Source organism: Psychrobacter sp. TB55-MNA-CIBAN-0194 (assembly GCF_040309505.1).
Lineage (GTDB): Bacteria > Pseudomonadota > Gammaproteobacteria > Pseudomonadales > Moraxellaceae > Psychrobacter > Psychrobacter fozii.
This window is the reverse complement of sequence record NZ_JBEOOW010000456.1, coordinates 1-260: the sequence shown is the minus strand read 5'-3', so window position 1 is coordinate 260 and position 260 is coordinate 1. Positions and strand designations below refer to the sequence as shown.

Below are 260 nucleotides of genomic sequence, written 5' to 3'. Positions count from 1 at the left end.
GGCCAAGGCTGCATCGACGGCGACTTTGCCGGCATGATCACCGCCCCCGTGCACAAAGGCGTGATCAACGAATCCGGCATCGCCTTTTCCGGCCATACCGAATTCCTCGCCGAACTCACCCATACCGCTCAAGTGGTGATGATGCTCGCCACCCGTGGCCTGCGCGTGGCCCTGGTGACCACCCACTTGCCGCTGCGTGAAATCGCCGATGCCATCACTGCCGAACGTGTAGAGCGTGTCACGCGCATCCTGCACAGCGA

1 protein-coding gene is annotated in these 260 nt (G+C 62.7%); it reads left to right on the top strand.

Annotated elements, in window-relative coordinates; all coding sequences use genetic code 11:
• Nucleotides 1-260 (top strand): 4-hydroxythreonine-4-phosphate dehydrogenase PdxA (locus tag AAEY75_RS15875; RefSeq protein WP_352260130.1); only part of this gene is annotated, 260 nt, incomplete at both ends.